Genomic DNA, 18,041 nt, shown 5'->3' on the forward strand with positions numbered 1-18,041 from the left:
ATTTAATTTTCATGGTAGTGCAACAACTTTTTATATGAAAAAATAATAATTCCGCAAATCACTGTTACACCTATAAATCTTAATAAGTAAAGAAAAGGAGAATTAACCTTACAAAACACAACCTCATTTTGAAGTGTCTCTACTTTAATCCACGCACCTGCAATATCTGGTTTGTAGTTTCTTGTTTTTATATAACTGACTAACATCATACCGACTATATAGACTAAATGAATTACAATCGAACCAATAAATGCTTGAAGAACCGTTTTCATTTTAGTCACCCCCATCTACTACCTCATATTACCATAGTAATCCATTTTTGTTATTGCACTAACCTGCCATTTAGTGGAATAAGAAAAAGCCACCAAAATGGCAGCTGGATCTTCAACTCTTGCACCCGTTACTTCAATAAGGATTCAGTTACTATTGCCCCCCACCAGTGTATCTATTATCTCCCATCATATAGCTTGAACTGTCCCCAGGCTTAGCATTTGGATTGGTTGGAATATGAGGGTTATTATTGTTTTTCTTTCGTTTCAAGTCGATTATTAAAGCAAATCCCAAAATGCCGAGAATAAAAATAATAAAAAACCAAATTGCAGTCAAATTAAAACACCCCTCCCCCTTACATTATATTCCATTAATTGATTTCCAGCCATTTTAATTTAACACTTATTAAAGTAACCCCGTTACTTCAAAAAGAAAAGCTACATAATGGCAGCTAGATCCTCAACTATCGCACCCGTTAGCTTAATAATTAAACTTTTTTTACCATTCGTACTTGTTTTAAGATATGTCCATCGAACTCTACATCAGACTCTTTAACTATTTCGAACCCTTTAGCTTCATAAAAGTTCATGCCAATCTTATTATCTTTTTCGACGTTTATATAAATTTCTTTTATACCTTTTAATTCTTTAACCGCTTGTTGTATCAAAGCAGTACCTATCCCTTTACCTTGGAATTCTGGATAAAGATAAATAGCCGCCAATTCGACCTTTCCACCATCCCTTACTGTGGAATAGTTTGCAAAACCGACAACTTTCCCCTCGACTTCTGCAACATAAACAATAGAACGTTCTATACGTTGTTTCATGCTTTCATCACAGTAATTTGATTTTAAGAAGTTATTTTGTACTTCTAAGGGAATTATGCCCTCATATGTTGCATTCCAAGTTGTTTTCGCTATGCTTTGAACTTGTTTTGTATCTTCGTAGTGCATCTTACGAATCGTAATATTCATATAAATCCCTCCTTTTAATACGTCTGTATAAAATAATTAGACTAAAAAGTATAAATTCCTTCTTCAACTCTACTGCCCGTTAGCTGAATAAGAAAAAGACCCACCTGGTTTGCAGCTAGATCTTCAACTTTTGCACAATAAGCATTTACACCGATTTATTGATTAGTGTCTTTTTCCAACAATTTAATAATTTTATTGTTTTGCTCAACTTGGATGTCACTATTTCTTTTTAACCATGGCTAACTAAAATTAATCCAAAAGAGTTCAATATCGCAACCTCCCCACTCGGTTTAAAAAATATAATGTAGAAATTGAAAAGTACTTCATATAGACAATATCATTACCATCAGAGGTCCTTGTAAGATCTTAACTGAATCCTAGCTTTTTGAATTGCAGTTATTGTCAAGGGATCCGTTAATATATCTAATTCCTTTATTCTTTGTATGCTATAAGAACTGTGATTTAAAAGTTGCTGATCAACAAAACCAGGATGACACATCATTTCTAAAGGGGTCATACTTGCAATCTCGAAAATATCCAATAAAGTTTCATAAGAAGCATTATCATCATGAAATTTAGAACAAAACTCTAGAGCGTTTATCGAAGGCTCTTTCTTAAATAATCGACGTATTGGCAGCTGATACTCTTCACCCAAAACTTTTACAATCGAAGAAACTGGCTCTGTGCCATGTAAATTATGATGAGTATCTATGTGACTGGGACTCAATCCAAGTGTGAAAAATTCGTTAATTTGTGCCCTAAGTTCATTTTCTATCTCAATTACATTCGCTTTGTTTAAAACATCTTTCTTGCTATGGAAATATCCCTTATCATTGACTAATGATGGAACATTTAGATGAATAGGTTTACCTACTGTAAGGTTAAAGTGAACTCCAACACCTAAAGAAGGATATTTTTTTGCTAGACTTGAGGCATGTTTTGCTGCCGGCATGTTCACCATAAGCGTCGTTGATGTAACAATTCCATTTACATGTGCATCAATAATTCCGTAATTTACTCCTTTTGAAAGACCAAAGTCATCAGCATTTACTATTAAAAATGGCATAATGAATTTCTCTCCGCAGTAGAAGGGAGGTTTTTGGCTAAATGCCATGCTCCCCATAAACCACTCTGTCCGTTAAGTGTAGCCGATTTAATATCCAGATGACCCTTGTGAATTTTGAACAGGCGTTGATTCATTTCATTTTCTATTAATGGAATTAATAATTTTGACTGATTCATAATTCCGCCTCCTAAAATGATGGCGTCAAGGTTGAAAATCTGTATTATATTTGCCAAACCAATACCTAAATACCGACAAGTTTGTTGAATGATCGAAAAACATGCTTGATCTCCCAATCTAACGGCCTCAAAAACCATTTCAGCAGTAACCGAATTCTTACCGGCAAGTTCTAATAATACTTGGGATTGCTCTTGAATCAACAATTGCTCCCCTTTGTTTGAAATAGATGTTCCAGAAGCCAAAGCTTCTAGACAACCAAAATTCCCACAAGAGCATGGTGGTCCGTCTGGTGATATCGTCATATGGCCGATTTCTCCAGCAAGATCTTGTTTTCCATGATATAGTTTTTCATCTATAATGATTGCACCTCCAATACCTGTACTGACTGTCAAATATATTTGATTCTTATAGCCTTTTCCTGCTCCATAAATCGCTTCTGCAATACCAGCAGCATTAGCGTCATCATCTATGATTATTGGAATATCACCAAGGCTTTTTCTTAGTTCTTCCACAATCTTGAAGTTGGACCACTTTAAATTTCCTGTGAAATGAATAATTCCATCTTGTCGATTCAGCGGACCGGGAACACTTATACCGACCGAGCTTAACCTTCTATATTTACAGTCCGTTTGAGCTATTAATGAATCGAATTCTTTGATAAGAATATCTATCAGCATTTGTGGTGATTCTATAGTTTTAGACATCAACTGACGTGTGCCAATAATTTTTTCATCAGTGGCTATTCCAATTAGAGTTTTAGTTCCTCCAATATCCACTATTCCATACAAACCACTCATTTTATCACCTTTCTACAATTTTTCGGAACCATCTGAACTAATAATTTTATTAACATCCTGAACAAGGTTTTGCGTTTTTCTTTTTAGGACTAACCCTAAAATAAAACCAACTAGGATATATACCAAAACTAGTGTGAGTACCAAATTATATGGCCAGGATGGAAAAGGAAAAATGGAGCCATAGATCGGCAATAACATAACAAGAGCTCCAATTATTGGGGCTATACCGTGTGACCACAAGCTGAATTCGTCCCGATGGTTTTTTCTAATAAACATAATTAATGAAATAGAAGCAAGCACATAAAGAAGTAAAATGGGCAAAGTTCCAAACGATCCTAGCATCCCATACCCAACAGGGTAAGGACCAAATATAAAGCCCATTAATAGTGCTATTATAGTTGTCAAGATACCAACAGCATTAATTGCATGGACGGGAGTTGCGTATTTCTTATGGGTAATACCCAATTTGCTAGGAAAAACTTTTTCTCTTCCCATAGTATAAATTACGCGAACTGCGGCATTGTTCAATGCTAAACTTATGGCAAAAGCACTCACAATTCCTGCAATAGCAACAGCTATTCTTAACCAATCCCCTACGTAAGTTGAAGCTAAATAATCCATAGCCAGTATTGATTTAGCAAACTCATCCCCATTCTGTGAACCAAATCCAATTGACATTGAATAGGTTACAATGATATAAAAAAGCCCCATACCTACTACTGAACCCCAAATAGCCCTCGGGATATTTTTTTTAGGGTCAGAAGTTTCTTCCGCTACGGTAGCTGCTGACTCAAAACCCATAAAAGTCATCATTGCAAAAATCATTCCAAAAAAGATGCCAGACCAACCACTTGGGGATCCCTTAGCAGTCATGACTTCAAAAGTGTGACCGTCTGCTCCTCCCTGAAGGACAATAGCAAATACTACTATTAGGATAATTAGCATTTCCGCACCTACAAAATATAAGTCAGCTTTCATAGAACTACTAATTCCTCTAGTTGATAAATACCAAATAATCACAATAAAAAATATTGAAAATAAACTCCAATGAATATTGATACCTAAATGTTGAGTTATTATCTGCGAACTAAAAAATGATGCCACCAAGATGTTTTGGGGATAAAACACAAAGTAACCACTCATTAGCAACCAACCAGATAAAAATCCCATTGTCTGACCCAGCCCAGCAGAATTATAGGCAAAAAAAGATCCAGCGTGCGTTATCCGTTTAGCAAATTGCACAATAGTATTAGCGACAAAAAGCGAACCGATTAGAGCGATGAAATATACCAAGGGGACAGATGATCCTGCATATTGAGCAACTACTTGTGGAACGAACATCATACCCGCTGCTGGTGCCATGATAGCTATGGACATAGCTATCGCTCCAGGTAAACTAATAGCATTTTTCTTAAGATTATTGGACATTATTAAAATCACCTCCTGAAATATTATTCGTACCAATATCAAATTGGTATTAACCAATTTAGATAAATTTTATAATTGTCTTATATTTTTGTCAATTTAATTTTAAAAAAAATACGGATCCCCAATTTGGATCCGTAGTCATAGATCAGCTATATATTTCTGTTTCTATTTCATATCTGTCACCCCTATAGACTGAATGAGCAACCTCGAAAATTTCATCATTTTGATCAAAGGTTATCTGTTTAAAGTGAAAGACGGGTACCGTATAGTTTATTTCAAGTAATTCTGATTCCTGAGGAGTTGGCATCCTTACTTCAACTTTTTGTTGAGCCTTTGTAATTTTTATATTGTATTCATCCTCTAAGATTCGATATAGCGATTCGTTCTCGAAGATTCTACTTTCAAGATTATTGAACTTTTCAATCGGCAGCATTACTGTTTCAATTGCTAAAGGATACAGATCTGCCAATCTTAAACGCTTTAGCATGAGAAGTTTTCCCTCAGATCTCAAGTCAGCAATGATGCTTGCTGGAGGTTCTGCAATTATTGTTTTTTCTAGCACCTTGGATCCAGGCAACAGTCCTCTTGCGCGCATGTCTTCACTGAAGCTCTTTAAACGCCTACCATGCGGAATTTTAAGTTCAGCTACAAATGTCCCGCTGCCGTGTCGCCTTATGAGAATATATTCATTGACCAATTCTGAAATAGCTTGCCTCACCGTCATACGACTCATTTCGAATGATTCTGCAAGTTCTCTTTCAGGTGGTAACGCATCACCCGGTTTCAACTCTCCTCTTTCAATTTTTTGTATAATTCCCTGTTTTAGTTGTTTATATAAAGGGGTTTTTTTATTGTCCATTTTTCACATTCCTTTTATTTAAGATTATTCTATTGACATTATAAACATATTTTTATAATAATTAAAGGGGATTGGTATATATCAATTTTCGAAGGAGGTATACAATTTGACTTAAGGTGTAAATCTTTATGGATATCATCCATTAGATTTAAACAACTTAAAGGACGTAAACATTACTTTTTAGGGTTTTATTAAAGCTTGACTAATTAAATATACGGAGTGATTGATGTGAAAACTGCTATTATATTGGCTGCAGGTAAAGGGAAAAAAATGTGGCCATATAATGATTATTGGCCCAAGCCAGCTTTACCGGTAGCTAACCAAGGAAATATCGTTCATCTTGTAAACCATCTTAAGAACTTGTCTTTTGACCGAATTATTATTGTGACTAGTTATCTAGGACGCAGAATTAAATCTCTTGTTTACGATATTGAAGGAGTTGAAACTATTGAACTCTCGGTAACTGAGGGGACTGCAGATAGTTTAGAAAAAGTAGTGTCCCTCGTTAACGACGAAAACTTGTTGATCATGTATGGGGATATATTTATTACTCTTGAGAGATTAAGTAGTTTTGTTGATGCCTATCAAAAAGAACTTAATGATGTAGATACACTCATTTTATCTAAACCTATAACAAATGAATTTGCGCCCGATTGGTTTGGAATTTCCAAAGGGACCGGAAACACCGTTCAGAATATTTATGGTCACCCTCGTCCTCATTATGTACAAGAGCGCATCATGGGCGTCTTTGCTTTAAGTACGAAAGTGTTGAAGAGAATGTTGCACCATAACCCAGGTTTCATGAAAAATGTACCGACAGGAGTTATGCCGCAACACGAGATGGAATTTGAGCAAAGTCTACAATGGTTATTAGAGGAAGGATATACGGTTTCATCCTATCCTATCACAAATGGAGTAATTGATATAGATAAGCCTTGGCACCTAATGCAGGCTAATCATCTGGCACTGTCGGTTATGACAAATGAACTTCAACATAATGTTATTCCTGAAACTTGTGACATCCATCCGACAGCTGATATTCAAGGATATATAAAGCTTGGAGAACATGTGGAAATAGGAAAATATGTAACAATAAAAGGAAATGCGATTATTGGAGATCATACAAAAATTGAAAATGGTGTAACTATAGAAGGTAACGTAGTAATAGGTTCTCATTGTCGCATAGAAAACTTTTGCAGAATAGGTCCCGATAGCGTCATTGGGAGTAAAAATCGTATTGGACATTGTGCGGAATTTAGAGGTATTACCTTTGATAACGTTAGTTTTATACATTTTGGTGAAGTGTTCGGAATCATAGGTGAATCAACAGATATCGCTGCTGGTGTCACCGTTGGTATTACTCGTTTTGATGATCTGCCTCAAACTCAAAAGGTGAATGGCAGAAAAGAAATTCCTGAAGAATTTGGAAACGCTGTTTATTTTGGCGACTTTACTCGTACCGGTATTTTGAGTCTATATATGCCCGGAACTAAAGTAGGTAGCAATTGCGTTATCGGATCAGGAGTTGCAGTGGAGAAAGATATACCATCCAAGACGTTATTGTATTCCCAACAAACTCTAATTGAAAAAGGATGGGACATTCATCGTTATGGATGGTAAAACTAAAAAGTTATCGCAGGAATAAATTCAAAAATAAAAACTTTTAATGGAGGAAGAACAATGGGATCATTATTTGCGGATTATAGTAAATTCTTTAACAATATATTAATGGAAGTTCAAGAAACTCAAGAAGAAGCCATTATAGAAAGTGCTAACCTCATCTCAAAAGCTGTTAAATTAGGTGGAAGATTCTATGTATTCGGTTCTGGACATTCCCATATGATTGCCGAAGAAATTTATAATCGTGCAGGTGGACTTGCCTTAGTTACAGCTATTTTACCTCCAGAGCTAATGTTGCATGAACGCCCAAATAAAAGCACCTATCTTGAAAGAATCGAAGGACTTGCGAAGTCGTATTTAAATTTACATGAAGTATCAGACAAAGATGTAATTATGATTGTATCAAACTCAGGAAGAAATATTGTACCAGTTGAAATGGCTATAGAGGCAAGGAAAAAAGGAGCAAAAGTCATTGCTATGACGAGCATGAAACATTCTCAAAGTGTAACCTCAAGACACCAGAGCGATAAAAAACTATATGAACTTGCTGATGTAGTACTCGATAACGGCGCTTTTATCGGTGATGCTGGTTTCCAAATCTCAAACTCTGACATCTATTCTGGAGCTACTTCAGATGCCGTTGGGTGCTTCCTTGCTCAAGCTCTCATCGTTGAAACTCTACAACTTTTAATAGAAGATGGTTTTACCCCCCCAGTATTTAAAAGTTCAAATGTGGATGGGGCTGATCAATTTAATGATGAAATATTCTCAAAATATGTAAAATGGTAGGGACCCTATTTTTTGGTTTTATCCTATCTACTGAAGAATAATTCAAAAGAAGGTAAGAATCGAGCACTCCATCTTACAAAAATAGAACAATAGCGATTGGACTGCCCATGCATGGCGAACTAGCAATGGATGTTTACCCGGCGGTTATCAACATTGTGGTAGCAACTGCGTTAATATAGGAGATTATGGCGGTGATGATCCAATTACACGTCATGTTGCAGTCTTCATTATGATTACTATTGTAGTGGCATTACAAAATGTAAATGTGATACATGCTCGTTAATTGCGTAAGAAACGAAACAAATATTGCATCGATGGGAATTAGAGCATATTTTGGACCGAAAGCATGTTAATAAATAATAACTAATAGAAATGCCTGGTGTAGATTTGAAATAAAGTTTGATCAGAAATACCCCGCAAACCCATATTTCACGATAAATAAAAAGAATCCATTTTGAAAAAAGATTGATCAAAATGGATTCCACTTTTGAGATTAACGATTTATCTTTTATAAAAAAGTTTGATCAATTTCTGCCTGTGTTGTTCAACAATCGCGCCCGATTATGGAAGATCATTCCAACATTATTACCAAAGAAAAAAAGCACACCGTTATTCAATATGATTAAAAAAGATTTAGTTACCAATTCTATTTATAAAAACTTCAGGAATGCTTTGTAAGTTTTTTACTTCCATAAACATATTTAAGTTTTATACAAAAACCATGCTTTGACATTGTCTAAAGCATGGTTTTTATTTGAACTAATATAAAACTGCTAAGTTGATTTTTAGTTCAGCTATTTATTGAATTCATTAACTGGAAGAAGTATTCAGGTTTATGAGTCTTATTTAGGTTATACCATGAATGCAATGAGTCGGGTGTAAATACATCTAATTTTTTCAGTACTTCCAAAGTAAATTCCAGAGGTGCTACCCCTGATGCAGTAATCAAATTCTCACCAGATACCGCAGGTCCCATCTCATAAAATTTTTCTCCTTTGTAATTAGGACAGACCATTTTGATATACTCTAAGTCATTGCTTGTGTGTTTTCTAGAATCTAAGTATCCCATATTCGCAATGGCCTCGGTTGCACCACAAATTGCAGCAACAATAGTACCAAGCTTTAAAGCTTCGCCAATTCTTCTTAAGATAGGTTGATGAATATCTTCTCTCCAAGTAGTCCCTCCAGGTAAGACTAAAAGATCTTTACTCTCAAGCGTACATTCATCAAGAGAAATATCTGGTTGTATGCTCAGTCCTCCCATTGTAGTAATCATTTCTTTATTAGCTCCTACTGTAACTACTCTTAAAGGGGCTAAATCTTTTTTGAAATATCTTCCAGAGTTTAATTCAGCAATCAAATATCCATATTCCCAGTCTGACATTGTATTAAATACATAAAGATACACTTTTTTTGTTTGCATCCAATAACGCTCCATTCACAATTAATATAGCCTATTATAATATAACTTCCCTGACAGCTAACGTCAGGGAAGTTATATTACTTGATGAAATTTTATTAATTCCGACAGAACTTCAATAAGTCTTTGCTTAAGACTTACTGGCTCAATAATTTGAATAGATTTACCGTACGGTAAAAGTAAATGAGGTACATATGTATGTAGCATATCTTTTTCAAGAAGAAATACTGCTTGAGTTGAAGTCCGTTCTTGTAAATAATGTCCAAAAAAACAATGTTGGCAAATATCATCCAACGCCCTTGTATCCCCATTAATAACCAATGGGATCCTCCCTTCCTTACCTTCTATTGTTGGAAGGAGATTGTCAATAAAAAAGTCACTTGCTGAAAAATTTTCTGGTCGGTTAAACTTATTTTCAGTTAGGGGTACCGCCACATGTCCATCAAGTTAAGAATTCAGAATTACCCCAAAACAAAGATTTTGCACAAATTGCTCAATTTTATCGTTTTGGGGTAGTTTATTTTTGTTAGGTTGATGGCTATGTGGTGCTACCCCTACTTGTTGAAATATGTTTGGGCTGGTTGGGACAATGATCTCGTATAACAAGCGAAGCTAAGATACTACAAGGAGAGATTAGGGGTTACCGTCAATTTAATATTGGAGGAGGAGAACTAAAAATGAATCCAGTCGTTGGTCTGGATGTTGTTAAAGGTGAAAGTCAGGTTCGAGCATTCTTGGATAAGCATAACTAAATATGTAAATGAGGTGATTGATTTGGATTATTATAAAACTGTACAAAATTAGTAAATTACGATATTATTTAATCGAGCAAATTTTCAAAAAATAAGTTTTATAGATTATTGGAGGATCATACATTGAAAAAGATTACTTCATGCTTGTTCTTTTTATTGTTAATGTTGATACTTTCTAGTTGTAATCCAAGCAATGGAAATAACTCTAGTCATGATAACAATAACCCTAACTTCAAAATTATTAAAACGGCTTATAATTCCTTGTCAGATTCCGAAAAAAAAGAAATTAAAGGGGATTGGAAAGATTCTACAGTTGACGAAAGCGTTGTAACTAAGCAAAGTGGATTAGATGATCTAACATATGATGGAAAAGAAGCATATGTAGTCACTTTTCTTTCAAAAGAAAGTCAAGTAAGAGGAAACATTGCTGTATTTATATCCAAAGATACTCATAAAGTTATAGGAAAAGGGTTCCGTGATTAAAAAGAAGGTATATAGCTATTAAGCTCATACCTTCTTTTATCATTATTCAGTTACCTGTTTTTCAAAATTAGTTAATGTCAAGTCTAATTGGTCTTCTTCTCCGTTTTCATGGTGGCGTTTAATTTTGTTGTTTGTATAATCAATATTAAATTTGCCTTGATAGGAATTAAGAATTATATATGCTTTTTCATTTAATTGGAAAAAATTCTCCGTATCTTCCTTTGCAAAAACGACTACTTTATCTCCTTTTACTGTTAATGGAGCTCCATCTAGGATAACTTTAACTGTATCATTTAATTCATTTTCAGGGATATTTATTTTTTCCGGGTCATACTTTTGTAGGTTTCCTTTGGTTGTTAAACCGCCTATTTCAATTACATTAACATAGTCACCTTTTTTTACTTTACCATTAAAGCTTTTTTCAACTTGGACCTTGGATTTCGTAAATGTATTAGTATTGAAATCGAAATATTGTACATCAACTACTGTTCCTAATACTATAATATCAGAATCATTTTTTAATTCTTTCACGCTATTATAGGATTTTGAAAAATCAGCATGCATTCCGACAGTCTTTATTTCAGTCAATTTTGATGACTTGTTTTGTTGAGTCGTAGCAGCAATTTTTGCTTTTGCTTCTTGTTTTACTTTTCCTCCATCAGCTGCGAAATAAAATAGTCCCGTACAAGTTAAAACAATAGCAACTGTGCTTATTAAAGATATTTTCTTCATATATAATTCACCCCTTTTAATAATTAATATAAATAGTTAATTCCTGATATTGAAGCTGCATCTGGCACATCTATTAAGAATGGAAAAGTGGAAAAATGTCCATAGGCTAAAGCCCAAAATGAGGGAAAGGAAAGGAAGAGAATGGAGTATATCAATCCGTTATTTGGTGAACAAAAGATAATAAAAAAAGAACAGACGTTGCCGAGTCCAACCCATACAACTCGAAAAATAAGGGGCGACAAAAAACATAATATTAATTAACCTGAAAATGTTAATAATGAAAAAATGCCCAAATACCTTGATACGAAAGGGATTTGGGCATAGAGGAAGAGGATAAGTTTTAGAACTCATTTTCATTTTTGATCCTTCCGGCTTTATATCAGCCTTCTCACATGTACTCATCGTACATTTCCTTCCGGGCATCACTGTATAATCGGGCATATAATCGGGGTTGTTGGGGTTCTTCATGCCCTAAAAGGGTTTGAATACAGTGGATCGGCATCCCCCTTTTGGCTAGATTGGCCGCAAACGTATGGTGAAGGGCATGCGGTGTTACCCTAAATCCCAATTCCCTGGCATAAGCCCTGAACCATTGCCCGACAGTATCAGGATGAATGGGCCTGTCTTTATTTCTTGGACCGATAAACACATAAGGTGTACCATTAGGCCGGGTCTCTAAGTATGCTTTTAAGTGAATTTCACATTTCCTTGTGAATGGCACAATACGACCTTTTTTGCGTTTCCCTTTAGGAATTTTTATCTAATCTGCCTGTTAGCACAATAAAAGCTACCACAATTGGCAGCTATGATCATTTGCTAAAGCCCCCGTTAGTCTGACTCCAACTACCACGGTGCATCACAGACTGTCGCTCCCTTACGGGAAGCACTTATGGTAGATTAATCCTTTTTCTGGTTTTTGCACCAGCCTCCTATTTTTATTGCCATAGAAAGGATGGTTTCAATGGAAGTAATCATTGAACGAGTTTGTGGTATGGATGTCCATAAGGACAACATTACTGCCTGTATTATGACTCCAGAAGGAAAGGAGATTCAAACGTTTTCTACGAAAACAGTATTTCTTTTAAAATTAGTTGATTGGATCAAGTCACATGGATGTACTCATGTTGCAATGGAAAGTACAGGTGTCTTCTGGAAACCTATTGTAAATCTTATCGAGGCTGAGGAAATCGAGTTTCTCGTCGTCAATGCCCAACATATGAAAGCTGTTCCTGGTCGTAAAACGGATGTGAAAGATGCCGAATGGATAGCCCAACTTCTTCGCCATGGGTTACTAAAAGCAAGCTTCATTCCTGATCGAAATCAACGAGAACTGCGAGAACTTGTTCGTTACCGTCGAAGCATTATTGAAGAACGAGCCAGACAACATAATCGGATTCAAAAGGTACTTGAAGGTGCGAACATTAAACTTGGTTCTGTGGTTTCCGATATCATGGGTGTTTCATCCAAGGATATGCTTCGCGCTATCGCAGATGGCGAAGACGACCCTGAGAAACTATCAAACTTCGCTCGAGGTACAATGAAAAAGAAGAAGGACGAACTTGAGCTCGCTCTAAAAGGTTATGTAAATCCTCATCAACGTATGATGCTTAACACGATTCTAACTCACATTGACTTCCTGACAGAACAAATTGAAAAGCTAGATCAAGAAGTTGCCCAAAGAGTAAGTTCCTATCAAGAAGATATAGAACGACTTGATTCTATACCTGGCATCGCTAAAAGAATGGCTGAACAAATACTAGCTGAAATTGGAACAGATGTTGAAAACCAGTTTCAAAGCGCACCACGATTATGTTCTTGGGCAGCACTTGTACCTGGACATAATGAGAGTGCTGGTAAACGAAAATCAACTAAATCCAAGTAAGGCAACAAGTATTTAAAATCTGCTTTAACAGAAGCAGCTCATTCAGTAGGTGCCTCTAAAAACTACCTTGGTGCCTTATATAGGCGAACTCTAGCACGTAAAGGCAGAAAAAGAGCAGCCATTGTTGTCGCTCATGCCATGTTAAGAATCGCTTATTATCTTTTGACTAGAAAAGAAATGTATGTAGACTTAGGCGAAGACTACTTTGATAAACAAAAGCAAGTATCCATTGTACGACACTCAGTGCGAAGACTGGAAAGTCTAGGCTATACAGTGACAATTACAGAAGCATCTTGATCCATCCCTCATACTAAATACGAAAGAAATCAGGCGCCTTACTCCAAAAAAAATCGAATGAGCTGCGTCTTCTTTAGTATTGCCATTTTCCAACATTTCAGAAGTTAGTTTTCATGGTAGTTGAACAAGGAAAGAAGCAATTTTAAAAAATGATTTCTATTTAAATAGTACCTAAAATACATTTAATAAATTTAACCTTAACCCGAAATCAAAATGTAATTATTCTGTCACCGTAATACAGTTGATGTTAAGAATGTGAAAGTATAAACTTTACTTACAATTTGAGGAGTGATTAAGCTGAAAACAGTAACCTTGGATGAACTACAATTCAAAAAAAAATTATCTATGATTGAGCAATTTACACTCAAAGATTTCCTATTTAAATGGGTTGGTAGACCAACAGAAGGATTAGATGATTTTCTACCACTTGAGTACATAGAAAGTGTCTTTCCGAGGATGGAGGCAAAACAGGTAACAACCTTACTCATTAATGGGGATGAACATTTCAGATATGCGACAATAACAGAAGAAAATCAAATTGTTATAGGTGTTTTAGATTCGAATAAAGAGTTAAAGCATAGAATCATTTCTCTGGATGAGGTTTTAATAGGTAAGCACTTGTAAGGTGCTTACCTATTAACTTTTCTCTGCCAAATTTGTATACTTCCCCATAAAGTTTTTACTTAATTCTTCAGTTTAATTATTAAGGCTTCTTCGCCATCCTCCTCCATTAGAAGAGAAAGCCTCCAAGAAATAGCAGCTGGGTCTTCAAGTATTGCACCCGTTAGTTGAAGATCTATCTCCAAAAAATAGCCAAATATAGTGTAGAAATTATTAAAAATAGTATTATAGCAACAACTGTACCAATTAAATTTACCCTTAACCAATTTTTCTTATTTACAATAAATAAACTTGGAATAAAAGCAATAATAATAACAATAATTCCATATGAAATAAGGTTAATAAATAAATTTGAAATTCCATCACGGCTACCTAAGTCAAACAAATTTACAGGAGTATTTCCAAATATAATTGGAAAGAAGAAAAATATTAGAGCATATAGTGTTAATGAAGAGATAAACCCCCATCCCCTAATTAAGTTCATATTTTCACCTTCATTAATTATTTCCCAAATTTTAACATAAAATAGAATCTCTTTCAATATGCCTTCTTCATTTAACCTGCCCAGTTAGTTGAATATGCCCTATGGTAAAAAGACAGGAACATTCTCGGCTAATCTCCGTTTAAAGCATTCAATATGACAAAAAAATTGTTGGTCTTGGTTATCTTCCTTATCCCAATTCGTAATTAATATTAACGAAGATACGTCTGCCTCATTTGATTCAATGTCTTCTCCACAGAAACAACACTGATAACCAATCATTACTGCACCTCATTCTAACTTTTTAAATTGTTATTCTCCACTTACTATTACGAATCCTTCTTGCACTAAACTCCCGTTAATTTAATAAGGAAAAGGGTTACCGCAGCAACCCCCGTTGTTTAATTAACGCTCCCTTTTACTAAAGTACAATATTCACAATTGTTCTTAAAATCCCATAAGCTCTTTTACATGCTCTGCGTTCTCTTTAGATGTTAGTTTTTCGAGTAATAAAAATGCAACATCAAAAGCTGTACCTGGATTTGAAGAAGTAATAATATTTCCATCCTGAACAATTAAATCATTTTGTACAACTGCACCGAAATTCTTTAACTGCTCTTTTCGTTTACTCGTTGGATGATTGTATGTGGTGGCTTTTTTATCCGTAAGAATTCCGCTTTTGCCAAGTGCTAATGATGCAACACAGATACTAGCAATCGGCTTCTGCTTGGTATGAAAATGTTGGATAACATTTAAAAATGGCGTACTGAAGGCATCTTCGTAAAAACCAGCTTCTTCAAATCCTCCTGGAATAGCAAGTGCATCAAATTCATCTAATTGAATATCATTGACCGTTTTTTCGGGTGTGACAGTAAAATTCCATGTACAAGTTAATTTATTCCGAAGACCAACTGTCACGACCTCAGTAGAACCGTCTCCCTCCCATTTATTCCAACCTAGCACATCTGTAAATACACTAGCTTCTACTGCTTCAAATCCATCAGCCAACAATAATAAAATTTTTTTCATATCGTTAAATCTCCTCCTTATTCCCTTATTTTATAAAAGTAAAGACAACTCTTACATAAGTTTAAGAAGGATTTTAGGTTATTTATCTTTAATTTATTAAGAATTTAGGTTAGTCTATTTAATAAAAAAAGGTGGGAGAACATATGGATGAAATTGATAAAAAAATCGTTAGGATATTACAGTTAAATGCAAAAATTTCAATGAAGGAAATTGCAGAAGTTGTTCATTTATCCTCTCCGTCGGTAATTGAGCGTGTACGTAAACTAGAGGAGCAACAAATTATTGAAGGTTATCATGCACATGTCGCTCTAAAAAAAATGAACCGCCCAATTTGTGCAATTGTATTATTTGAATCTAAGGATTGTAAAGCATTAGCGAACTTTTGCTATAACCATCCAGATGTACTTGAGTGCTACAGAGTAGCAGGAGAAATAAGTTATATTGTCAAATTAGCAACGTATTCTGTGGAGAGTTTAGAACAATTTATTGATGATTCAATGCAATACGGTACACCCTCAACGAATATCGTGTTATCTTCTCATGAAAAAAAAATAATTGACCCTTTTACTTTAGTAGAAGAAGAATAAAAAACTAGCATTTTCTTCTTCTCTCTTATTGAAGTAAACTGCCCCTTTAGTGGAAGAAGGAAGAGGGCTGCGACAGCAACCCAATCTTGAACTATAGCACTCGTTAGTGGAAAAAGGAAAAATTAATTTTTATCATCTCTGTGCCCCTTATCATCGCCCATAATTCTATCAATGATGTGATTATCCGCCCAAACTGCCGCTACTTCTAATCCTTCACATTCCGATTTTGTTGCACTTCGAATTTCCCCTTTATGGTAAATGGAATATTCACCTGAAATACTATCAATGATACAAGAAGGAGGTGGATAGACTTGTTTTTAGAGCAGGACCGTGCCATCCTGTATCTGTACCGTATTGAGGAAAAAGTTTCATTATTTGAAACAAAAGAGTAATTATGATTCAAAATAATAAAGCCATCGGATCATTAGGTCCAAACAGATGATCCGATGGATAGAAGATCTGTTTGATGGTAAATAACAGGTTGTTCTTGGTACAACTCTCCGATGCTTTTCATCGGTTTTTCCAGCATGTAAACTTCTCCAAATCACTGATTTGGTCCGAAGATCAAGCATTTCCCTGTTTCATGAAATACTTGATCCTTTTATCATTTATATATCTTCATTTATAATCGCAAGGATCTGATGGTCTGTCCATTTTCCATTTATCTTGATATTTTTTCGGGCAATGCCTTCTTGAAGAAAGCCCGATTTTTCCAGGACCCTGATGGAACCCAAGTTATCCGGCTCAACACCCGCTTCTAATCTATGCAGCTTTAGCACAGTAAAAGCATAATCAACGATTAGCCTGATTGTCTCTGTCATATATCCTTTTCCATTATGCTCCTTGTCAAGGACATAGCCAACGATACAACTCTGCGCCGGACCACGCTCCACCTTATACAATCCAATATTTCCAATTAACTCTTTACTTTCATTTAGAAAAATTCCAAATGAATAAGACTGATCCTGACTTATATTCTCCTGGTTCGTTTTAATCCGCTCCAGTTGTCCTTCCAAAGTATAAAAGGATTCTTCGCGATCGATGGAATACTCCTCAAAAAACATGCGATTTCTGACCTCTAATTGTAAGCTTTTTTCTGCATCCACACTTTCAAGCGGTTTAAGAAAAACTCTGCTGCCCTCTAGTTTCATTTGCACATTCTCCTTCTTCACCTGTACTTTTTTAAAAATAATCTAAATTCTCTTTATACTAATTTTACTCTATCATATTTTACTCTATCAAATTTAACATAAGAGTATATCTCCCTGAATTAGGCAACATGGAAGCCCCTCTCTTCGTGTTTCCAATACTTACTCGAAACGCTATAATAACCGGCGGTGTATAAACTCCTCAAAAGATAATTGATGAAGTTAAGACATGGAGAATTCCTAGTGAAGAAAAAGAAGTACTACTTGTGGATTTGGATTGCTTCATCATCACTTTTAAAAGGGCGATTTTCTACAACTGTCCAATCTCCTGATTTTAGAACATATTCATATAAACCAACAATAAATTGGTACTCCTCATCCTTTGGAATGTCTTCAATATTTTCTCCGATATATTTATAAATTCCTATACCAGGATCTTTAAATATTCTACCGAAAGCATATTTGCCATTAGGCAAAGGTATAGCATATACATCCCCAATTTTGATTCGTTTACGTTTCGACTAGACTCTTCTTCTTGTGCTAACCTGCTCCGTTAGTGGAATAAGAAAAAGGGCTGCCGCAGCAACCCTCGCTGTTCAACTATAGCACCCCGTTAGCCATCCATGCAGC

20 protein-coding genes and 2 pseudogenes are annotated in these 18,041 nt (G+C 35.3%); 6 read left to right on the forward strand and 16 right to left on the reverse strand.

What is annotated here, in order from left to right:
- Positions 1–2: 2 nt before the first annotated feature.
- From V7150_RS20720 to V7150_RS20750, 7 genes are all read right to left on the reverse strand, one after another.
- A complete protein-coding gene (locus V7150_RS20720; RefSeq protein WP_335522064.1) occupies positions 3–272 on the reverse strand; it encodes a hypothetical protein in 270 nt (89 codons plus the stop codon).
- 151 nt (positions 273–423) lie between these two features.
- Positions 424–606, reverse strand: coding sequence for a hypothetical protein (locus V7150_RS20725; protein ID WP_335522066.1), 183 nt, complete (start codon positions 604–606; stop codon positions 424–426).
- Positions 607–757: 151 nt separating this feature from the next.
- A complete protein-coding gene (locus V7150_RS20730) occupies positions 758–1,243 on the reverse strand; it encodes a GNAT family N-acetyltransferase (RefSeq protein ID WP_335522068.1) in 486 nt (161 codons plus the stop codon).
- A 346-nt stretch (positions 1,244–1,589) separates the two neighbouring features.
- Positions 1,590–2,309, reverse strand: coding sequence for a chitin disaccharide deacetylase (chbG, locus tag V7150_RS20735; RefSeq protein WP_335522070.1), 720 nt, complete (start codon positions 2,307–2,309; stop codon positions 1,590–1,592).
- Positions 2,297–3,283 (reverse strand): ROK family protein, encoded by a 987-nt coding sequence (locus tag V7150_RS20740; protein WP_335522072.1) that lies wholly within the window; start codon positions 3,281–3,283, stop codon positions 2,297–2,299. The genes chbG and V7150_RS20740 overlap by 13 nt, the downstream gene beginning before the upstream one ends.
- 12 nt (positions 3,284–3,295) lie before the next feature.
- Positions 3,296–4,711 carry an APC family permease gene (locus tag V7150_RS20745; RefSeq protein ID WP_335522074.1) on the reverse strand — a complete coding sequence of 472 codons (1,416 nt, stop codon included), beginning with the start codon at positions 4,709–4,711 and terminating at the stop codon, positions 3,296–3,298.
- Positions 4,712–4,856: 145 nt separating this feature from the next.
- Entirely contained in the window at positions 4,857–5,570 is a 714-nt protein-coding gene (locus V7150_RS20750; protein ID WP_335522076.1) for a GntR family transcriptional regulator, read from the reverse strand.
- 228 nt (positions 5,571–5,798) lie between these two features.
- Here V7150_RS20750 and V7150_RS20755 point away from each other — a divergent pair, with 228 nt between their 5' ends.
- Together V7150_RS20755 and V7150_RS20760 are read left to right on the forward strand one after the other, a co-directional pair.
- Positions 5,799–7,190 carry an NDP-sugar synthase gene (locus V7150_RS20755; RefSeq protein ID WP_335522077.1) on the forward strand — a complete coding sequence of 464 codons (1,392 nt, stop codon included), beginning with the start codon at positions 5,799–5,801 and terminating at the stop codon, positions 7,188–7,190.
- Positions 7,191–7,250: 60 nt separating this feature from the next.
- Positions 7,251–7,979 carry an SIS domain-containing protein gene (locus V7150_RS20760; protein WP_335522079.1) on the forward strand — a complete coding sequence of 243 codons (729 nt, stop codon included), beginning with the start codon at positions 7,251–7,253 and terminating at the stop codon, positions 7,977–7,979.
- A 790-nt stretch (positions 7,980–8,769) separates the two neighbouring features.
- Here the strand turns inward: V7150_RS20760 and V7150_RS20765 are convergent.
- Both V7150_RS20765 and V7150_RS20770 read right to left on the reverse strand, forming a co-directional pair.
- On the reverse strand, positions 8,770–9,402 hold the full coding sequence (locus V7150_RS20765) for a type 1 glutamine amidotransferase family protein (protein WP_335522081.1): 633 nt from the start codon (positions 9,400–9,402) through the stop codon (positions 8,770–8,772).
- A gap of 72 nt (positions 9,403–9,474) precedes the next feature.
- Positions 9,475–9,819, reverse strand: a pseudogene (locus tag V7150_RS20770) (DNA-binding transcriptional regulator); the annotation flags it as partial.
- A 455-nt stretch (positions 9,820–10,274) separates the two neighbouring features.
- Between V7150_RS20770 and V7150_RS20775 the strand changes: the two are divergent.
- Positions 10,275–10,634 (forward strand): hypothetical protein, encoded by a 360-nt coding sequence (locus tag V7150_RS20775; protein WP_335522083.1) that lies wholly within the window; start codon positions 10,275–10,277, stop codon positions 10,632–10,634.
- 42 nt (positions 10,635–10,676) lie between these two features.
- Here the strand turns inward: V7150_RS20775 and V7150_RS20780 are convergent, their stop codons facing one another.
- Both V7150_RS20780 and V7150_RS20785 read right to left on the reverse strand, forming a co-directional pair.
- Positions 10,677–11,366, reverse strand: a complete 690-nt coding sequence (locus V7150_RS20780; RefSeq protein WP_335522085.1) for a hypothetical protein — start codon at positions 11,364–11,366, stop codon at positions 10,677–10,679.
- A gap of 388 nt (positions 11,367–11,754) precedes the next feature.
- Positions 11,755–12,126, reverse strand: coding sequence for a tyrosine-type recombinase/integrase (locus tag V7150_RS20785; protein ID WP_335522095.1), 372 nt, complete (start codon positions 12,124–12,126; stop codon positions 11,755–11,757).
- Positions 12,127–12,327: 201 nt separating this feature from the next.
- Here V7150_RS20785 and V7150_RS20790 point away from each other — a divergent pair.
- Positions 12,328–13,545: pseudogene (locus tag V7150_RS20790) on the forward strand (IS110 family transposase).
- A gap of 288 nt (positions 13,546–13,833) precedes the next feature.
- Complete coding sequence (locus V7150_RS20795) at positions 13,834–14,169, forward strand: hypothetical protein (protein ID WP_335522087.1); 336 nt, start codon at positions 13,834–13,836, stop codon at positions 14,167–14,169.
- Positions 14,170–14,341: 172 nt separating this feature from the next.
- On the opposite strand, the gene V7150_RS20800 is transcribed toward V7150_RS20795, so the two are convergent.
- From V7150_RS20800 to V7150_RS20810, 3 genes are all read right to left on the reverse strand, one after another.
- Positions 14,342–14,707, reverse strand: a complete 366-nt coding sequence (locus V7150_RS20800) for a hypothetical protein (protein ID WP_335522088.1) — start codon at positions 14,705–14,707, stop codon at positions 14,342–14,344.
- A gap of 42 nt (positions 14,708–14,749) precedes the next feature.
- Entirely contained in the window at positions 14,750–14,929 is a 180-nt protein-coding gene (locus V7150_RS20805; protein ID WP_335522090.1) for a hypothetical protein, read from the reverse strand.
- A 165-nt stretch (positions 14,930–15,094) separates the two neighbouring features.
- Positions 15,095–15,676, reverse strand: coding sequence for a DJ-1/PfpI family protein (locus tag V7150_RS20810; RefSeq protein WP_335522092.1), 582 nt, complete (start codon positions 15,674–15,676; stop codon positions 15,095–15,097).
- A gap of 143 nt (positions 15,677–15,819) precedes the next feature.
- On the opposite strand from V7150_RS20810, the gene V7150_RS20815 reads away from it, so the two are divergent.
- Positions 15,820–16,263, forward strand: a complete 444-nt coding sequence (locus V7150_RS20815; protein ID WP_335522093.1) for an Lrp/AsnC family transcriptional regulator — start codon at positions 15,820–15,822, stop codon at positions 16,261–16,263.
- Positions 16,264–16,871: 608 nt separating this feature from the next.
- Here the strand turns inward: V7150_RS20815 and V7150_RS20820 are convergent.
- Together V7150_RS20820 and V7150_RS20825 are read right to left on the reverse strand one after the other, a co-directional pair.
- Positions 16,872–17,414 (reverse strand): GNAT family N-acetyltransferase, encoded by a 543-nt coding sequence (locus V7150_RS20820; RefSeq protein ID WP_335522097.1) that lies wholly within the window; start codon positions 17,412–17,414, stop codon positions 16,872–16,874.
- Positions 17,415–17,671: 257 nt separating this feature from the next.
- Positions 17,672–17,917, reverse strand: a complete 246-nt coding sequence (locus V7150_RS20825; protein WP_335522098.1) for an Imm26 family immunity protein — start codon at positions 17,915–17,917, stop codon at positions 17,672–17,674.
- Positions 17,918–18,041 lie beyond the last annotated feature (124 nt).

The organism is Neobacillus drentensis (genome assembly GCF_036965245.1).
GTDB classification, from domain to species: Bacteria; Bacillota; Bacilli; order Bacillales; family Cytobacillaceae; genus Neobacillus; species Neobacillus drentensis_G.